Origin of the sequence: Arthrobacter sp. zg-Y1171 (assembly GCF_025244845.1) — a bacterium.
In the GTDB taxonomy this organism is placed as follows: domain Bacteria; phylum Actinomycetota; class Actinomycetes; order Actinomycetales; family Micrococcaceae; genus Arthrobacter_B.
Genome location: NZ_CP104264.1, coordinates 2,772,638 through 2,788,788, shown reverse-complemented (window position 1 = coordinate 2,788,788; position 16,151 = coordinate 2,772,638). Strand labels below are relative to the sequence as shown.

16 protein-coding genes are annotated in these 16,151 nt (G+C 66.7%); 12 read left to right on the top strand and 4 right to left on the bottom strand.

Going from position 1 to position 16,151, the window contains the following annotated elements:
- Window positions 1–27: 27 nt before the first annotated feature.
- Both N2L00_RS13095 and N2L00_RS13090 read right to left on the bottom strand, forming a co-directional pair.
- Window positions 28–2,205 carry a S9 family peptidase gene (locus tag N2L00_RS13095; protein ID WP_255862578.1) on the bottom strand — a complete coding sequence of 726 codons (2,178 nt, stop codon included), beginning with the start codon at window positions 2,203–2,205 and terminating at the stop codon, window positions 28–30.
- Window positions 2,206–2,377: 172 nt separating this feature from the next.
- The gene (locus tag N2L00_RS13090) at window positions 2,378–2,977 is read right to left on the bottom strand and encodes a hypothetical protein (RefSeq protein WP_255862579.1); all 600 of its coding nucleotides are present in this window, start codon (window positions 2,975–2,977) and stop codon (window positions 2,378–2,380) included.
- Between the two features lie 164 nt (window positions 2,978–3,141).
- Between N2L00_RS13090 and paaA the strand changes: the two genes are divergently transcribed.
- From paaA to N2L00_RS13055, 7 genes are all read left to right on the top strand, one after another.
- Window positions 3,142–4,101 (top strand): 1,2-phenylacetyl-CoA epoxidase subunit PaaA, encoded by a 960-nt coding sequence (gene paaA, locus N2L00_RS13085; RefSeq protein WP_304661036.1) that lies wholly within the window; start codon window positions 3,142–3,144, stop codon window positions 4,099–4,101.
- A 2-nt stretch (window positions 4,102–4,103) separates the two neighbouring features.
- Complete coding sequence (gene paaB, locus N2L00_RS13080) at window positions 4,104–4,538, top strand: 1,2-phenylacetyl-CoA epoxidase subunit PaaB (protein WP_255862581.1); 435 nt, start codon at window positions 4,104–4,106, stop codon at window positions 4,536–4,538.
- Window positions 4,535–5,353 (top strand): 1,2-phenylacetyl-CoA epoxidase subunit PaaC, encoded by an 819-nt coding sequence (gene paaC, locus N2L00_RS13075; protein ID WP_255862582.1) that lies wholly within the window; start codon window positions 4,535–4,537, stop codon window positions 5,351–5,353. Before paaB ends, paaC begins: the two co-directional genes overlap by 4 nt.
- A 5-nt stretch (window positions 5,354–5,358) precedes the next feature.
- The gene (gene paaD, locus N2L00_RS13070) at window positions 5,359–5,910 is read left to right on the top strand and encodes a 1,2-phenylacetyl-CoA epoxidase subunit PaaD (protein WP_255764990.1); all 552 of its coding nucleotides are present in this window, start codon (window positions 5,359–5,361) and stop codon (window positions 5,908–5,910) included.
- 4 nt (window positions 5,911–5,914) lie between these two features.
- Window positions 5,915–7,048 (top strand): 1,2-phenylacetyl-CoA epoxidase subunit PaaE, encoded by a 1,134-nt coding sequence (paaE, locus tag N2L00_RS13065; RefSeq protein WP_255862583.1) that lies wholly within the window; start codon window positions 5,915–5,917, stop codon window positions 7,046–7,048.
- Between the two features lie 9 nt (window positions 7,049–7,057).
- Window positions 7,058–7,825 carry an enoyl-CoA hydratase/isomerase family protein gene (locus N2L00_RS13060; RefSeq protein WP_255862584.1) on the top strand — a complete coding sequence of 256 codons (768 nt, stop codon included), beginning with the start codon at window positions 7,058–7,060 and terminating at the stop codon, window positions 7,823–7,825.
- Between the two features lie 122 nt (window positions 7,826–7,947).
- Window positions 7,948–8,196 (top strand): DUF6480 family protein, encoded by a 249-nt coding sequence (locus tag N2L00_RS13055; protein ID WP_255862585.1) that lies wholly within the window; start codon window positions 7,948–7,950, stop codon window positions 8,194–8,196.
- 128 nt (window positions 8,197–8,324) lie between these two features.
- Here the strand turns inward: N2L00_RS13055 and N2L00_RS13050 are convergent, their stop codons facing one another.
- Window positions 8,325–8,777, bottom strand: a complete 453-nt coding sequence (locus tag N2L00_RS13050; RefSeq protein ID WP_255764986.1) for an Lrp/AsnC family transcriptional regulator — start codon at window positions 8,775–8,777, stop codon at window positions 8,325–8,327.
- Between the two features lie 184 nt (window positions 8,778–8,961).
- Between N2L00_RS13050 and pdhA the strand changes: the two genes are divergently transcribed.
- From pdhA to N2L00_RS13025, 5 genes are all read left to right on the top strand, one after another.
- A complete protein-coding gene (pdhA, locus tag N2L00_RS13045) occupies window positions 8,962–10,179 on the top strand; it encodes a pyruvate dehydrogenase (acetyl-transferring) E1 component subunit alpha (RefSeq protein ID WP_255862586.1) in 1,218 nt (405 codons plus the stop codon).
- Window positions 10,180–10,247: 68 nt separating this feature from the next.
- Window positions 10,248–11,351 carry an alpha-ketoacid dehydrogenase subunit beta gene (locus tag N2L00_RS13040; protein ID WP_255862813.1) on the top strand — a complete coding sequence of 368 codons (1,104 nt, stop codon included), beginning with the start codon at window positions 10,248–10,250 and terminating at the stop codon, window positions 11,349–11,351.
- Window positions 11,348–12,955 carry a dihydrolipoamide acetyltransferase family protein gene (locus N2L00_RS13035; protein WP_255862587.1) on the top strand — a complete coding sequence of 536 codons (1,608 nt, stop codon included), beginning with the start codon at window positions 11,348–11,350 and terminating at the stop codon, window positions 12,953–12,955. Before N2L00_RS13040 ends, N2L00_RS13035 begins: the two co-directional genes overlap by 4 nt.
- Before the next feature lie 62 nt (window positions 12,956–13,017).
- Complete coding sequence (locus tag N2L00_RS13030; protein WP_255862588.1) at window positions 13,018–13,878, top strand: MBL fold metallo-hydrolase; 861 nt, start codon at window positions 13,018–13,020, stop codon at window positions 13,876–13,878.
- Between the two features lie 41 nt (window positions 13,879–13,919).
- Complete coding sequence (locus N2L00_RS13025; protein WP_255862589.1) at window positions 13,920–15,152, top strand: MFS transporter; 1,233 nt, start codon at window positions 13,920–13,922, stop codon at window positions 15,150–15,152.
- Here N2L00_RS13025 and N2L00_RS13020 read toward each other — a convergent pair.
- Complete coding sequence (locus N2L00_RS13020; protein ID WP_255862590.1) at window positions 15,149–16,084, bottom strand: phosphatase PAP2 family protein; 936 nt, start codon at window positions 16,082–16,084, stop codon at window positions 15,149–15,151. The genes N2L00_RS13025 and N2L00_RS13020 overlap by 4 nt on opposite strands.
- Window positions 16,085–16,151 lie beyond the last annotated feature (67 nt).

Sequence of the window (16,151 nt, the reverse complement as noted above, 5' to 3'; positions counted from 1 at the left end):
GCAGGCTACGCAGAATGCCCCGTCCGCCTAGGCCGCGTTTTCCCGGCGAGCAGCCGGCAGCAGTTCCCGGGCGCCGAGTGCGGACAGGATGAACGCGTAGTCCCACGCCCGGTCCTTCCATGCCTCGTACCGGCCCGATGCTCCGCCGTGGCCGCCGTCCATTTCGATCTTCAGGACAATCGGTTCGCTGCCGGTAGTGGTCTCGCGCAGCTGTGCCACCCACTTGGCCGGTTCGACGTACAGCACACGGGTGTCGTTGAAGCTGGTGACCGCCGCGATCTGCGGGTAGTCCACGGCCCGGATGTTTTCGTACGGGGTGTACTCCTTCATGTACCGGTAGACCTCCGGATCGGTGATGGGGTTACCCCATTCCTCCCATTCCAGGGCCGACAGCGGCAGGTCGGGATCCAGGATGGTGGTCAGCGCATCCACGAAAGGCACCTGCGCCACAATGGCACGGTACTTTTCCGGGGCCAGGTTTGCGACGGCGCCCATCAGCAGGCCACCGGCGGAACCGCCCATTGCGGCAATCCGGTCCGGATCCGCCCAGCCCGAGGCGGCAACCCAGTCCGTGGCATCCACGAAGTCGGTGAAGGTGTTCTTCTTGTTCAGCTTCTTGCCGTTGTCGTACCAGGCGCGGCCCATCTCCCCGCCGCCGCGGATGTGCGCCACCACGTAGACGACGCCGCGGTCCAGCAGCGACAGCCGGGCGATGTTGAATGCCGGATCCATGCTCAGTTCGTAGCTGCCGTACGCGTAGACCAGCGCCGGGTTGCTGCCGTCCCGCTGCAGGTCCGCCCGGCGGATGACGGAGAGCGGAATGCGGGTGCCGTCCGCCGCCGTCGCCCATTCGCGTTCGGCGACGTACTCCTCGGAACGGTAGCCGCCCTTCACGGGGGTTTCCTTCCGCAGTTCCAGCTCACCGGTGGCCAGCACGTAGTCGTAGACGCGCGGCGGCGTGAGGTAGGAGGTGTAGCTGAGGCGGATGATCGGGGAATCGAACTCGGCGTTGGCCAGGTTGGCCGTGTAAAGCTCTTCGTCGAAGGCCGGTTCCACGGGCGTGCCCTGCGCCGGAATGCCGAGGCCGTCCACGGGAAGGATCTGCACCCGCTCGGTGGTGTCCTTGCGGACCGACACGAGCACATGGGTGCGGGTGACGGCGGCACCGTTCACACGCACGGTGTCATCGTGCGCAATGACGGTCTCCCAGTGCTGGTCCGCCAGCGGCTTGGCGAATTCCTCTTCGGCGACGAGCGAGAGCATCGAGTTCAGGGCGTTCCGGTTGTGCGTCACCAGGTATTTGCGTGCGCCGTCCAGGGTCAGCGGCTCGGCTTCGTAAAGGATGCGCTCGCTGCGGGGAATCAGCGTGCGGACGGTGCCGGAGGGGTCGTCGAAGTCCAGGACCCGGTATTCGCTGTATTCGGAGCTGCTGATGCCGATGAGCAGCTGCCGGCGGTCGGCCGAGAGGTCGAAGCCGGTCCACATGGCAATGTCGTCTTCCTGGTAGATGACGACGTCGTCCTCCACCGGGGTGCCGAGCGTGTGGGCCTTGACCTGGTAGGGACGCCAGGAATCATCCACCACGGTGTAGAAGACGCGGCGGCCGTCGGGGGAGAAGGCCAGCGAGTAGAAGACGTTGGAAATGACGTCCGGCAGCAGGTCGCCGGTGCGCAGGTCCTTGATCCGCAGCGTGAACCGCTCGTCTCCGGCGTTGTCCTCGGAGTAGGCCAGCAGGTTTCCGTCTTCGGTGACCGCCAGGCCGCCGAGCGAGAAGAAGGGCTTGCCCTCGGCCTCGGCGTTGCCGTCCACGAGGATCTGTTCGCCCGGAACCGGAACACCGGGGACCACGGCGGGCGGCGTCCAGTCGGCGTCGAGGTTCCCGGTGTCCTGTGCGGCCGTGCGGCAGTGGATGGCGTACTGCTTGCCTTCCTCGGTGCGGGTGTAATACCACCAGCCCTTTTTGCGTGCCGGAACGGACAGGTCCGTTTCCTCGGTGCGGTTCTTGATTTCGTTGAAGATCTGTCCGCGCAGCTCTTCCTGGTCTGCCGTCATCGCGGCGGAGTAGGCGTTCTCTGCCTTGAGGTGTTCCACCACCTCCGGGTTTTCCTTCTCCCGGAGCCACTCATAGTTGTCAATGAACGTGTCACCGTGGCGGGTGCGTTCGGTGGGGACTTTCTTGGCAACCGGAGGCAGGGGAGTAGTCATGCTTCGAATATATCCATCCCGGCGGCGGCGTCGAAGGACCGCGCTGCCGTTATGCTCGCGGCTTAGCCCCGCGGCCGGTCTCCGGGGGTTGGTCTCGAGGTTGGCCGTGGGCCAATCCCGGGCGGTTAATCCCCCGGGCGGTTAATCCCCGGGTGGGCTAGTTCCCGGCAGGCTAGTCTCCCAGCAGCAGCCAGGCGCAAAGTGCACCGGCGGCGAGGAAGAGTGCCCAGTTCACTGCCACCACCAGCAAAGTGGAGGTAAAGGAGCGCGCGGAGGCTTGGTGCCGGGGAAGCAGCACCGGCTCGGGCGCCGGACCCTTGCGGAACTGGCCCCACAGGCTCGTCGACAGCAGGACGCCTCCTCCGCACAGGGCCAGCGGGAGCGCCGGCAGCGAGAACAGGATCATCTCCGGTGCGAACAGGAACAGTAGGGTCTCCATCAGGAGGCAGGCCGCCAGCAGGAGGGCCGGCCGCCGAAGGGATCCCCAGGTGGGATTCACTGCGTAAAGCGGGCTGACTCCGGCCACCACCATGGCGGTAAGGGCCAGCAGCAGACCCGGAACGGTGACGCTGACGGTCGCCTCTTCAGCAGTCACGGCTGCCGACACGGCAAAGAAACCCAGCAGACCCAGAAGCGTGGGGACGATGACGGCCGCAGCCGACGCCCGTCCCGTCGGTCCGGTTCCGACCAACTCCGGCGAGGGTCCGCTGCTGGCCGAAGCTACACCCGCGCGGATGGCCCGACGGCCGGCGTCGGGCTCTGGAACACCCATGACTTTCCTTTCCGCAACGCAACGTCTACTCACCAGTTTTACATGGCCTGCCCCTTGACGGGCCCATTCCGCCTCCATATCCTGAACGAACGGTCGGTAATTATTCAGCGGGACGGCTACCGGTCGGAATGACTGCTATTCGGCGCAATGAAAGCGGAGAAACCATGAGCGGGCAAGAGCACTTTGACGCACTCATTGCAGCGGATGCCCGGGTGGAGCCGCGGGACTGGATGCCCGAGGGGTACCGAAAGACGCTCGTCCGGCAGATCTCCCAGCACGCACACTCGGAAATCATCGGCATGCAGCCGGAAGCAAACTGGATCACCCGTGCACCGTCCCTGAAACGCAAAGCGATCCTGATGGCGAAGGTGCAGGACGAAGCAGGCCACGGCCTCTACCTCTACTCCGCCGCTGAAACCCTGGGCACCCCGCGGGACCAAATGACTGCCGACCTCATTGCCGGCAAGGCGCGCTACTCCAGCATCTTCAACTACCCCACGCTGACGTGGGCGGATATGGGTGCCATCGGCTGGCTGGTGGACGGTGCCGCCATCTGCAACCAGGTCCCGCTCTGCCGTGCCTCCTACGGTCCCTACGGGCGGGCCATGGTCCGGATCTGCAAGGAGGAGTCCTTCCACCAGCGGCAGGGCTTCGAGATCCTGCTGGAGCTGGCCAACGGCACCCCCGCACAGCGGGAGCTGGCCCAGGACGCCATCAACCGCTGGTACGCCCCCTCGCTGATGATGTTCGGACCGCCGGACGATGATTCGCCGAACTCCCGCCAGTCCATGGCGTGGAACATCAAACGCTTCTCCAACGACGAGCTGCGTTCCCGTTTTGTCGGCATGATTGTGGAGCAGGTGAAGGTGCTCGGCCTGACCCTTCCCGATGCGGATATCCGTTACAACGAGGAGACCGGACGCTGGGAACACGGGCCGCTGGACTGGGACGAGTTCTCCGAAGTCCTCGCCGGCCGCGGCCAGTGCAACTCACAGCGGCTGGCCCGACGGCGGGAAGCCCACGAAGACGGTGCCTGGGTGCGTGAAGCCGCGGCGGCCTATGCCGCCCGCCAGGCCGGCCACAGCAGCGAAGGCGCGATGTCCAGCGAAGCGGGGGCGGCGTAGCCATGACGGGCGGATCAACCACGGGCGACGACGGTTCGAAGCCTGCCGTCGCGGGCACGGGTACGGCCGCAGGGAACGACGGCGGCGCGGCGCCGGGTGCCGTACGCGATGGTGGCCTGCAGCCTGCGGGCACGCCAACGGGTACACAGACCCCCACTGCGTCCTGGCCGCTGTGGGAAGTGTTTGTCCGCTCCTCCCGGGGCCTGTCCCATGTGCATGCCGGTTCGCTCCATGCACCGGACGCGGATATGGCGGTACGCAATGCCAGGGATCTCTACACCCGGCGAAACGAGGGTGTCTCGCTCTGGGTGGTGCCGGCGTCGGCCATCATCGCCAGCGATCCCGACGCCAAGGGACAGTTCTTCGAATCCCCGCAGGGCAAGGATTACCGCCACGCCACCTACTACACCAAGTCGGAAGGGGTGAAGCACCTGTGAGTTCAGACAGCGCCACCCGGATTACACCGGGCAACGCCCTGCGGCCGGAGGACATTGCCGCCGCGGGAACGCGTGCGGATCCCGACGCCGCCGCTTACGCCCTGCGCCTGGGCGACGACGCACTGGTACTGGCGCAGCGGCTCGGCTGGTGGATCTCCCGGGCACCCGAACTGGAAGAGGATGTGGCACTGGGGAACATTGCCCTGGACCTGATCGGGCATGCCCGGTCCTTCCTCAGCTATACCGGCAGCGCCGACGGCCGTACCGAGGACGATCTCGCGTATTGGCGGAAGGAAACAGAATTCCGCTCCGTGCATCTGGTGGAACAGCCCAACGGTGATTTTGCCCGCACCATTGCCCGGCAGCTCGTGGTGTCCTTTTACCAGTTCGAGCTGTACGGCGCGCTGCAGCATTCCACGGATTCCACCCTTGCAGCGATCGCGGCGAAGGCGGTCAAGGAAGTGGACTACCACCGGGACCACAGCGCACAGTGGGTGCTCCGGCTCGGCCTGGGCACGGACGAATCCCGACGCCGGATGATCCGTGCGCTCGAACTGACCTGGCCGTACGTGGCAGAGCTGTTCGACGACGACGAGCTTGTGGCTTCGCTCGGCGACCGGGCCGTTCTGCCCTCGTCCCTGAAGCCTGCCTTCGACGGCAACATTGCCGGCGTGCTGCGCGAAGCGGAACTGGACCTGCCCGCGGTGCCGCCTGCTCCCGGCGGCGGCCGGCGCGGACGGCACAGCGAACATCTGGGTTATCTGCTGGCCGAGATGCAGGTGCTGGCCCGCGAACATCCCGGTGCCTCGTGGTGAGCCTGATGGAATCCTCCCTGCGTCCGGCGGACCCTGCCGTGGAGAACCCGGTGGAACGCTCGGTGCTGCGTCCGGCGGACCCTGCCGCAGCAGCAGCCTGGGATATCGCCGCCACGGTCTGCGACCCCGAAATCCCCGTACTGACCATCGAGGACCTGGGTGTGCTCCGGCGGGTGGAGGTCATCGGCGCGCGGGTGTTGGTGGCCGTTACCCCCACCTATTCCGGCTGCCCCGCCATGGACGCCATCCGGCAGGACGTCGCCGCCGCCCTGGATGCTGCCGGTTATCCCAGCGTCCAGGTTTCCCTGGAACTGGCTCCGGCGTGGACCACCGACTGGATGAGCAGTGCAGGCAAAGCCAAGTTGGACGCCTACGGAATCGCGCCGCCGTCGGGACAGGCCGCTGCGGGTCCCGTGCGGGTGGGCCTGAGCGTGAAATGTCCCCAGTGCTCCTCTTTGAATACCCGTGAGCTGACCCGCTTCGGCTCCACGTCCTGCAAGGCGCTGTGGGTGTGCGGCGACTGCCGGGAACCGTTCGACTACTTCAAGGTGCTCTGAAGCCATGACAGCCCTTCCCGAAGCGCCGGCCCGCCGCGGCGCCTTCCATCCACTGACCGTGGCCGCAGTGCGCCGGTTGACCGAAGACGCCGTCGAGGTCACCTTCGCGGTGCCGTCCGGGCTCGTGGAGGCCTACTCCTATCTGCCGGGACAGTACGTTGCCCTGCGCACGGTGCTGGACGGCACGGAACTGAGGCGCAGCTACTCCATCTGCGCCGAACCGAAGCCCGGCGAACTGAGGGTTGCCGTCAAGCGGGACCTGGGCGGGTTGTTTTCCTCCTGGGTGAACGAGCATTTGAGGGCCGGTGACGTGCTGGATGTGATGAGTCCGGCCGGCAGTTTCATCTCCCGGCATGCCCCGGGCCAACCTGGACTGGAAGCGGTGCACGGGCAGGTGTTTGCCGCCGTAGCCGCAGGGTCCGGCATCACCCCGGTGATCGCAATTGCCCGCACCGTGCTGGCGTCCTCCGACAGCACGCGCTTTGACCTGGTCTACGCCAACAAGGCGGCCATGGACGTGATGTTCCTGGAGGAGCTGGCGGACCTGAAGGACCGCTACCCGTCCCGGTTCGCCCTGCATCACGTTCTCTCCCGCGAGCAGCGGATTTCGCCGCTCCTCAGCGGACGGCTCGACGCCGGGAAGCTCACCACCCTGATCGACTCGGTGCTCCCTGCAGCAGCTGTCGATGAGTGGTTCCTCTGCGGCCCGTTCGACCTGGTGCAGTTGTGCCGTGATGCGCTCGCCGAACGCGGGGTCGACCCGGCCCGGGTGCGTTTTGAACTCTTCACCACCGGGCGTCCCGACCGCCCGGAAGGTTCCGCCGGCCGTCCGGTCCTGCCCGACAGCTCGGGCGAGAACTTCGACATCACCTTCCGGCTTGACGGGCTGCAGGGCAAGGTGGCCAGCCCGGTGCACGCCCGGGAATCCGTGCTCAACGCAGCCCTCCGCGTCCGCCCGGACGTGCCCTTCGCCTGTGCCGGCGGTGTCTGCGGAACCTGCCGGGCCAAGCTGGTTTCCGGCACGGTGGACATGGAGGAGAACTACGCGCTGGAACCGGAGGAACTGGAGCGCGGCTACGTGCTGACCTGCCAGAGCCGGCCCACCAGCCCGGAGGTGACCGTTGATTACGACTTCTAGGAGCACCCGTTGATTGAACTCGATATCCACGACGGCGTGGCCGAAGTGGTCCTGAACGCCCCGCAGAAACTCAACGCCCTGGACGCCCGCGCCCTGGCGGACCTGGGCCGGGCGTACGACGACGCCGCTGCCGCGGGCGTGCGGGCGCTTTTGCTGCGGGGTGAGGGCAGGAGCTTCTGTGCAGGGCGGGACCTTTCCACTGTCTCGCCGGACCACGACGATGCCCGCGGCTACCTCGTGGATGCCCTGCTGCCGCTGCTGCAGAAAATGTCCGCCTTTCCCGCGCCGACGTTCGCTGCTGCCCAGGGTGCGTGCCTGGGAGTGGGGCTCGGATTGTTGGTGGCCACCGACGTCGTCTACGTAGCTGCCGATGCGAAGATCGGCTCGCCGTTCGCGAACCTGGGTGCGGCGCTGGATTCGGGTGGACACTGGCTGTTCACGGAACGCCTGGGGCCGCACCGCACGCTGGACCTGATCTACACGGCGGAACTGATGAGCGGTGCGGAAGCGGTGGCTGCCGGACTGTTCAGCCGCGCCATGGACCCCGCCGAACTGCTGGACCGCACCCGTGCCACGGCCTTGAGCGTCGCCTCCGGTCCCACGCAGGCCTTTACCGCGTCCCGGGAACTCGTGGCACAGATCCGCGACCGGCGGCTGGGTTTCTGGGAGGCTCTCGATGCGGAGAACACCGTGCAGGAAAAGCTCAGCGGAACACCCGACTATGCGGAGGGGTTCAAGGCCTTCCTGGCCAAGCGCAAGCCCGTTTTCCAGGGCTGACGTGTTCCTGCTCAGCTTGTGATGCGGTGGACACCGGACTACCTTGGAGGTAACTCGTAAGCATGCTTACAACAGGTGCTTGCCGGCGCTGGAGAACCCTGAGACACCGAGGAGGCAGGAATATGGCCGAAAGCTATAACCCGAACAATGACCCGGCGAACCCGGATAAGCCGAAGGATGCGCAAAAGGGCTCCGATACGCAGGAGGGCACCGGGAACCATGTCCACAGCGAGGCCAAGGCCGGAAGCACCAATCCGGATCCGATGGACGGCAACATCACCGGCCTCGAGCCCGGCGGCGGCGTTCCTCCGGGAGAGACCCCTCCGGCGGAGGACCAGATGAGCACCGACCAGGGCCATGACGAAAACTGACCTGCCGGACTGGATGAACCGCTTGGCTAACGAAGCAGCCCGGGCTGCGTCCGGGCAGACATAAAAAGCGGACGAAAAAGCAGGGCCTGCAGTTGCGGGCCCTGCTTTTTACCTTCCCTGCTGCGCCGCTAGCGGGTATCGCGTTCCTCGAAGACCAGGAACGTCTGAGTGTCCAGGACACCCGGCATGGACTGCAGCTGGTCGAAAATGACCCTGCGCAGGTGAACGTTGTCCTCGGCCCGGACCAGCACGATAACGTCGAACGAGCCGCCCACCAGGGCAATGTGGTGGATCTCCGGCACCTCGCTGAGCCGGTCCTTCAATTCCCGCCAGGCGTGCTGGCGGACCTTCAGCGTCACATACGCCGAGGAGCCCAGACCGGCCTTTTCCGGATCCACCAGCGCGGTGAACCGGCTGAGGACTCCGGACTCGGTGAGCCGGGCAATCCGCGAGTAGGCGTGCGCCCGGGAGATATGGACCGCCTGCGCGACGGCGGTAAACGAGGCCCTGCCGTCGGCCCGCAGGACGGCCAGGATCTTCCGGTCAATGTCATCCAGCGCCTGCACCTGCGTTGTAGTCATAATGTCCACGCTCTCCCCAAGTAATCTGCGTCACATTTGCAAGGTGTCCATCAGATTACTCCCGCAGGCCGCTGGCGTCCAAGATTTCGGGGAATGCTGGTAACAATTCAGCGCCCGAAAGCATACTGGCAAGACAGAAGTTCCGCGTGCAAGGATGCCGCGGCACTGCGGACGGAGGCTCGCGATGACCATCTCTACCGACAGGACCCGCCAGGCTGCCTTTGGCACAGAAAGCGGTTCCGGGAGCGTCGATGCCCTGTTGCCCTCGGACGTCCCCGTCCAGCTGATCGATGCCGGCGGCGCAGCCCGCCAGGATTCCCGATACGCGATGCCTGCCGATGACATGCTGCTGGATGCCTATGCCCGTCTGGTGGCGGGCCGGCGCATCAATGACCAGGCCAATGCCCTGGTGCGTCAGGGACGGCTGGCCGTCTACCCTTCCTCCCACGGGCAGGAAGCCTGCCAGGTAGCCGCCGCTGCGGTGCTCCAAACACAGGATTGGCTGTTTCCCACATACCGGGACAGTGTTGCCGTGATGTCCCGCGGAGTGGACCCGCTGCAGGTGCTGACGCTGTTGCGCGGAGACTGGCACAGCGGATATGACCCGTACGAGCACCGGGTGGCGCCGCAGGCCACCCCCCTGGCCACCCAGCTGCTGCACGCCGTCGGCGTTGCGCACGCCGCGAAACTCAAGGGGGAGGACACCGTGGTGCTTGCCCTGTGCGGTGACGGTGCCACCAGCGAGGGCGACTTCCACGAAGCGCTGAACTTTGCCGCGGTGTTCCACGTGCCCGTGGTGTTCTTCATCCAGAACAACGAATACGCCATCTCGGTGCCGCTGAAGAACCAGTCCGCGGCGCCGTCGCTGGCCCACAAAGCCATCGGATACGGCATGCCGGGGGAGCGGGTGGACGGAAACGACGTCGGCGCCCTCCTCTCCGTCCTGGGTGCGGCAGTGCTGCGGGCACGCGAAGGCGGCGGACCGGCACTGGTGGAAGCACATACCTACCGCATGCAGGCCCACACCAACGCGGATGACGCCACCCGGTACCGTTCGGCGGAAGAAGTGCAGGACTGGTTGCCCCGGGACCCGCTGGCCCGGACCCGCACCTACCTGCGCGGCCGCGGACTACTCGATGATGCACGCGAGGATGACCTGGCCGCGGCGGCCGAAGCGCTCGCGGCAGCCATGCGCGAGGGCCTGAATGCCGACGTTGAACCGGACCCGCTGGCGCTGTTTGAACACGTCTATACCCGGCGAACACCGCAGCTGGAGGAACAGTCCGAGGTGCTGCGCGGTGAACTGCAGCGCGACGTGCTCGAACGCGATGCGCTGGTCCGCCACGCCGACGCAGGCCCGGGCGACGCCGGAAACCCCGCAGATCCCGGCGTTTCGCGGTGACACCTCCTGATCCGAAAGGCAGCACCATGGCAGCAACTCCAACGGTCACTGAGCCCCGGACGGGGGAGATGACCGACGCCGGGGCAGAGTCCGGCCCGGAAATCCTGACCTTCGCCAAGGCGCTCAACACCGCGCTCGCCGACGAAATGGCGGCCGATCCGACGGTGGTGGTTTTCGGAGAGGACGTGGGTCCGCTCGGCGGGGTCTTCCGGATCACCGACGGGCTGACTGCTCGGTTCGGAACCGGCCGCTGCTTCGACACTCCGCTGGCCGAATCCGGGATCATGGGCATGGCCGTGGGCATGGCGATGAACGGTCTGCGTCCGGTGGTGGAGATGCAGTTTGACGCCTTCGCCTATCCTGCGTTCGAGCAGGTGGTCAGCCACGTGGCGAAGATGTCCAACCGCACCAGGGGAAAGGTGAAGCTTCCGCTGGTGATCCGCATTCCGTATGCGGGCGGGATCGGCGGGGTGGAACACCACTGTGATTCCTCCGAGGCCTACTACGCGCACACCCCCGGCCTGACCGTCGTCGCGCCGGCAACCGTAGCGGACGCCTACACGCTGCTGCGCGACGCGATCCGGCTGAATGATCCCGTGGTTTTCCTGGAACCGAAGAAGCTCTACTGGAGCAAGGAACCAGTGGACCTGGCCGTCCTGCGCCGCGCCGCCGATGAAGCGCTGCGCACGGGCCAACAGGTTTCGGGCGGGATCGGCACCGCAGCCGTGGCACGCACCGGAACGGATGCAACGTTGGTGGCTTACGGGCCGTCAGTGTCGACGGCGCTGGCTGCAGCGGCAGCCGCCGAAGCAGAGGGCCGGTCCCTGGAAGTCATCGACCTGCGCTCGATTGTTCCGTACGACGACGCCACCGTGGACGCGTCCGTCCGGCGCACCGGACGCGCAGTGGTCATTGCCGAAGCACCGGGGTTTGCGTCTGTCGCTTCGGAAATCGCGGCCCGCATCTCCGAACGCTGCTTCCATTCCCTCGCCGCACCGGTGCTGCGGGTGACCGGCTTCGATGTGCCGTATCCGGCGCCGAAGCTGGAACACTGGTTCCTGCCCGGAGTGGACCGCATCCTGGACGCCGTGGATGAACTGCAGTGGGAGGAGCCGGAGGCTCCCGGTGCCGGCACCGGCCCCCGAATCTCTGCTTCGGAGGATCCCCGATGAGTGTTCGTACCTTCCTGCTGCCGGACCTGGGCGAGGGCCTGACCGAGGCGGAACTCGTCCACTGGCTCGTGGCGGTGGGGGACACAGTGGTGGTGGACCAGCCGGTGGCCGAAGTGGAAACGGCAAAGTCCCTGGTGGAAGTTCCGTCCCCCTTTGCGGGCCGCGTGGCGCAGTTGCACGGCCAGGCCGGCGAGAGTGTCGACGTCGGGCGTCCGTTGATCTCGGTGGACACAGCGGCTGGGGCAACGGTGGGGGCCGGTCTGGCCGCCGGAATGACAGCCTCGGGAACCGGGGAAACGATCGCACCTGCGGCTGCCGTTGGACCGGCGGAAGCGGCCGAAGCAGTAGCGGCTGCGGCATCCGCCGGCGAGACTGCGGCAGGGGAGGCCTACCGGGAGGAAGAGAAGGCAGGGTCCGGGAACGTCCTCATCGGCTACGGAACCCCGGCCAACGGGCAGTCCCCGCGGCGCACCCGTGCGCCGCGGCGGCGGACGGTCGCGGCTGCCGGCCAAGTTGCCGGCCAAGTTGCCGGCACCTCGGCTCGAACGGAAGCTCCGCGTTGTGTATCCCCTCTGGTCCGCCGCCTGGCCCGTGACGCCGGATTGAAGCTGGCGGATGTAGCCGGCAGCGGTCCTGACGGGCTGATCCTGCGCCGCGATGTCGAAGCCGCCACGGCGCCCGCTGGGGCGGAAGGAACCACTGGAGAAGCGGCTGCCCGAGGTAATGCCGGCGGAACCGGAGCCGAGGCCGGCCGGGACGTTCATTCTGCCCGGAAAGCCGGCGGAACCAGGACCGGAGCCACCGGTGAATCCGGGACCGCAACGGATGCGCGGACGGAGCTCACCGTCACCTCGCGCATTCCGGTGCGCGGCCTGCGGCGCACTGTCGCCGCAAACCTGAGCCGCAGCCGCAGCCTGATCCCCGAGGCGACCGTGTGGGTGGACGTGGATGCCACGGCCCTGATGGACCTGCGCACGGACCTTTCCGGGCAGGGGAAGGATGCACCGTCGCTGCTGGCTTTCCTGGCCCGCTTCACGCTGGCCGGACTCACCCGGTTCCCGGAACTCAACACCCGGTTTGTGCCTGCGGAGGAGAGAGTCGGTGCGGGCCCGGGGGAGGACACACGGGATAACGCGGACGAGGCCAAGGACGGCCAACAGGCCGTGATTGAGGCCTTCGACGGCGTGAACCTGGGCATCGCAGTGCAGGCTGAGCGCGGGTTGATGGTCCCCTCGGTTCGGCGGGCGGACACCCTGTCCACTCGGGAACTGGACGCGGAGATCCGCCGTCTCACCTCTGCTGCCCAGGCCGGCCGGGCAACCCCCGCCGAACTTTCCTCAGGCACATTCACGCTCAACAACTACGGTGTCTACGGGGTGGACGGCAGTGCTGCCATCATCAATTACCCCGAGTCGGCCATCCTTGGAGTGGGACGCATCATCGAAAAACCGTGGGTGGTTTCCAGCCAGCTCGCGGTCCGGAAGGTCACCCAGCTGACCCTGGTGTTCGATCACCGAGTCTGCGACGGCGCGACCGCCGGAGGCTTCCTGCGCTACGTTGCCGACGCCGTCGAAAACCCGGGCCGCGTGCTGGCGGACCTGTAATACGTGCCGCAGACAGCCACCCGCGATAGGTTGGAAACCGGCCGGCGAAAAGGAAAGCTGACATGACAGAGACACCGCAGCAGCACATCCCCACCCAGCGCAGCTGGAAGGAGGTCGCACCCCGGGTATGGGTGCGCGCCAATGCTGCCTTTGCCGTCAATACCGGGCTGGTGATCGGGGACGATCGGGCGCTGCTGATCGATACCGGAGCAGGCCCCGGCATGGCGCAGGAAATTTACGATTCCGCCCGGATGCTGACCGACCTGCCGCTCACGGCCGTCAACACGCACGCCCACTTTGACCATTACTTCGGCAACGCCCTGATGCTCGCCAACGGCGTCGAGGATATCTGGGGTACCGCCGGATGCGCCGCGAGTATCCGTGAAAACGGAAACAGCCACCGTCCGCAGGTCGCCGACGTCGAACCCGAGATGGCTGCGGCCATGGGCGAAAACACGGAAATCGTCGAACCCACGAAGCTGGTGGAGGACGCACCGGTGGACCTGGACCTGGGCGGCATCTCCGTGACCCTCTTCCACCTCGGACGCGGCCACACGGACCACGACCTGCTGGTGGGAGCCGGGGACGTGCTCTTCACCGGCGATCTCGTCGAACAGGGCGCCGATCCGGCCTTCGAGGATTCCTTCCCCAAGGACTGGATCCGCACGCTGGGGAAAATTTCGGCACTCGAGGACCTGTACACGGTTTTCGTTCCGGGGCACGGCAAGCCCGTCACGGTGGATTTCGTGACCACTCAAATGAACAAGATGCGCACGGCCGTCGCCGTCACCCGCAGCGCCATGGACCAGGCCTCGGTGGACATGACGAAGGCAATTCCCATCCTGCCGTACGGGCCGGACCAGTCCCGGGCATTGCTCACCCGCCTGCGGACCCTTGCCCGGTGGAAGTGGCTCAAGCAGTAACCAGACCCGGACCGGAACCGGTTTGGAGATAGTCTGGGGCCGTGCCAGCGGATGATTTCAGCCTTCGGAAAATAGCTGTCCCGGCCTACGGGCCTACCCTGCTTTACGGGTTGGCGACCGGAGCCATCCTGCCGGTCATTGCGCTCAGCGCCCGCGGTCTGGGCGCCACTGTTGCCCTGGCGGCGCTGGTGATCACCCTTACCGGCGTCGGTTCACTCCTGACGAACGTGCCTGCCACGATTGTGACCACGCGGTTCGGGGAGAAATGGGCGCTTGTCGCTGCTTCGGCCTGGTGCGCGCTGGCGATGGTCCTTGCCGCGGCAGTCCCGGTGCTGGCGGTTTTCGCCCTGGCCGTGTTTATGGTCGGTATGGCGGGGTCGGTCTTCGGGCTCGCCCGGCAGAGCTACCTGACGGAAGCCGTACCGGTGAACTTCCGGGCACGGGCCCTGTCCACACTTGGCGGGGTGAACCGGATCGGCGTCTTCATCGGCCCTTTCGCAGCTGCCGGTGCAATCCACTTCTTCGGCACCACCGGGGCGTACTGGGTGGGTGCCGCGGCTGCCGTCGGCGCCGGGATCCTCAGCCTCCAGGTACCGGATCTTGTGGTCCGCTCCGGTAGGAGCGGATCGGGGATGGTGTCCAAGGCCGACGCCGGCCCCGCGCCCACCGTGCGGTCCATCCTGCGAAGCCATGCCCGGATTTTCCGGACCATCGGTATCGGGGTGCTGCTGATCGCTGCCGTCCGTGCGACACGGCAGGCAGTGATTCCGCTCTGGGGCCAGCACATCGGCCTGGACCCCACCGCCACGGCGCTGATCTACGGGCTCTCCGGAGCCATCGACATGCTGATCTTCTATCCCGCGGGCAAAGCCATGGACACCTGGGGGCGGCGTTCGGTGGCGGTGCCCTGCATGCTGATCATGGGGCTGGGCCTCGGGCTGCTGCCGCTGGCTTCCGAGGCAACCGGACTGCTGCTGGCCGCACTGCTGATCGGGTTCGGCAACGGCATCGGCTCCGGGATCGTTATGACCCTTGGTGCGGACTTCTCGCCTTCGCCCGGACGTCCGCAGTTCCTGGGCATCTGGCGGCTGATGGCCGATTTGGGGACCATGGGCGGCCCCGGCATCCTCTCCGGTGTGACTGCCCTCGTGTCGCTCTCGGCAGGGATCGGGGCCACCGCTGTCCTGGGACTGCTGGGCGCCGTCGTGCTCTGGATCTGGGTTCCCGGGCGGAAGGCCGCAGGCAACCCGCTGACCGCCGGGCAGGCCCGCTAGCGGCGATTGCCCCGGGAACCGCCCGCTACCCGTGCGGGGTCTCCGGCCTGCTGGTTGAACAGCCAGCAGGCGAGGGCGCTGACGAGGAAGCCGACACCCACTATCAGGGTCAGGCCCGCCCAGAAGTACAGCGGTGCGGAGGTGCTCACCGCCGTCGGGTCCCAGCGGGCATAGAAGTACAGTCCCAGGCTGGCAGCCGTGGCCAGCACTCCGGGCACGGCGCAGATCACGGCAATAACTTTCGCTGTTCCCTGTGCCGCTCCGTTGGCGGGCCAGCGGTTCCAGTCCGGGTTGGTCCGCATCATCACCAGGCCGCCGATAAGGGTCCAGGCGGCCACCACCAGGAGCGAAGCGACGACGTCGGCCGGCCGGTGCCAGAGGTTGAGGAAAGTGGCCGCGCCCGCGAGCACGGCGTAGCTGCCGCCGAAGAGTGCAACCAGGGGCCGCCAGCGCGGCGAGGCGAGCAGGAAGACCGCCGCGGCTGCAGAGGCAGCCAGCGTGGTGTGGCCGGACGGCAGCGAGTTGAAATCCAGGGTCACCACCCCGCGGTCCGGCCGGTCCAGCACGGTCCGTTTCAGCAGCTGGCTGCTGACATTTGCTGCTCCGAAAGTGCCGAGGGCAATCACCGCCGGTGAAATCCGGTGCCGCAGGATGGATACAAACACCACCACAATCACGGCGATGAAGACGGAGATCAGCGGCAGCTCGTCGAGGAAGGCGATCACCGGCCGTTCGGTGGCAGGTGCAATCAGCTCCGCTTCCTGGAAAGCGGACTCATCGGCGAGCTGGCCGGTGGTGGTGCGGACAAAGAACCAATACGTTGCGGCAACGCCGGCAGCGCAGAGGAGGGCCGCGAACAGAAAGAGCGCCGGATTATGCGCAGCCGGTCGTTCGGCACGGGCGCGCTGTGCCAGCAAGTTGCGAGTATCCATTGCATCCAGATTGCCACATCATCGTGGTCCTTACCTGTTCGACCCGAAGCGGGCAGCCGGCGAGCGT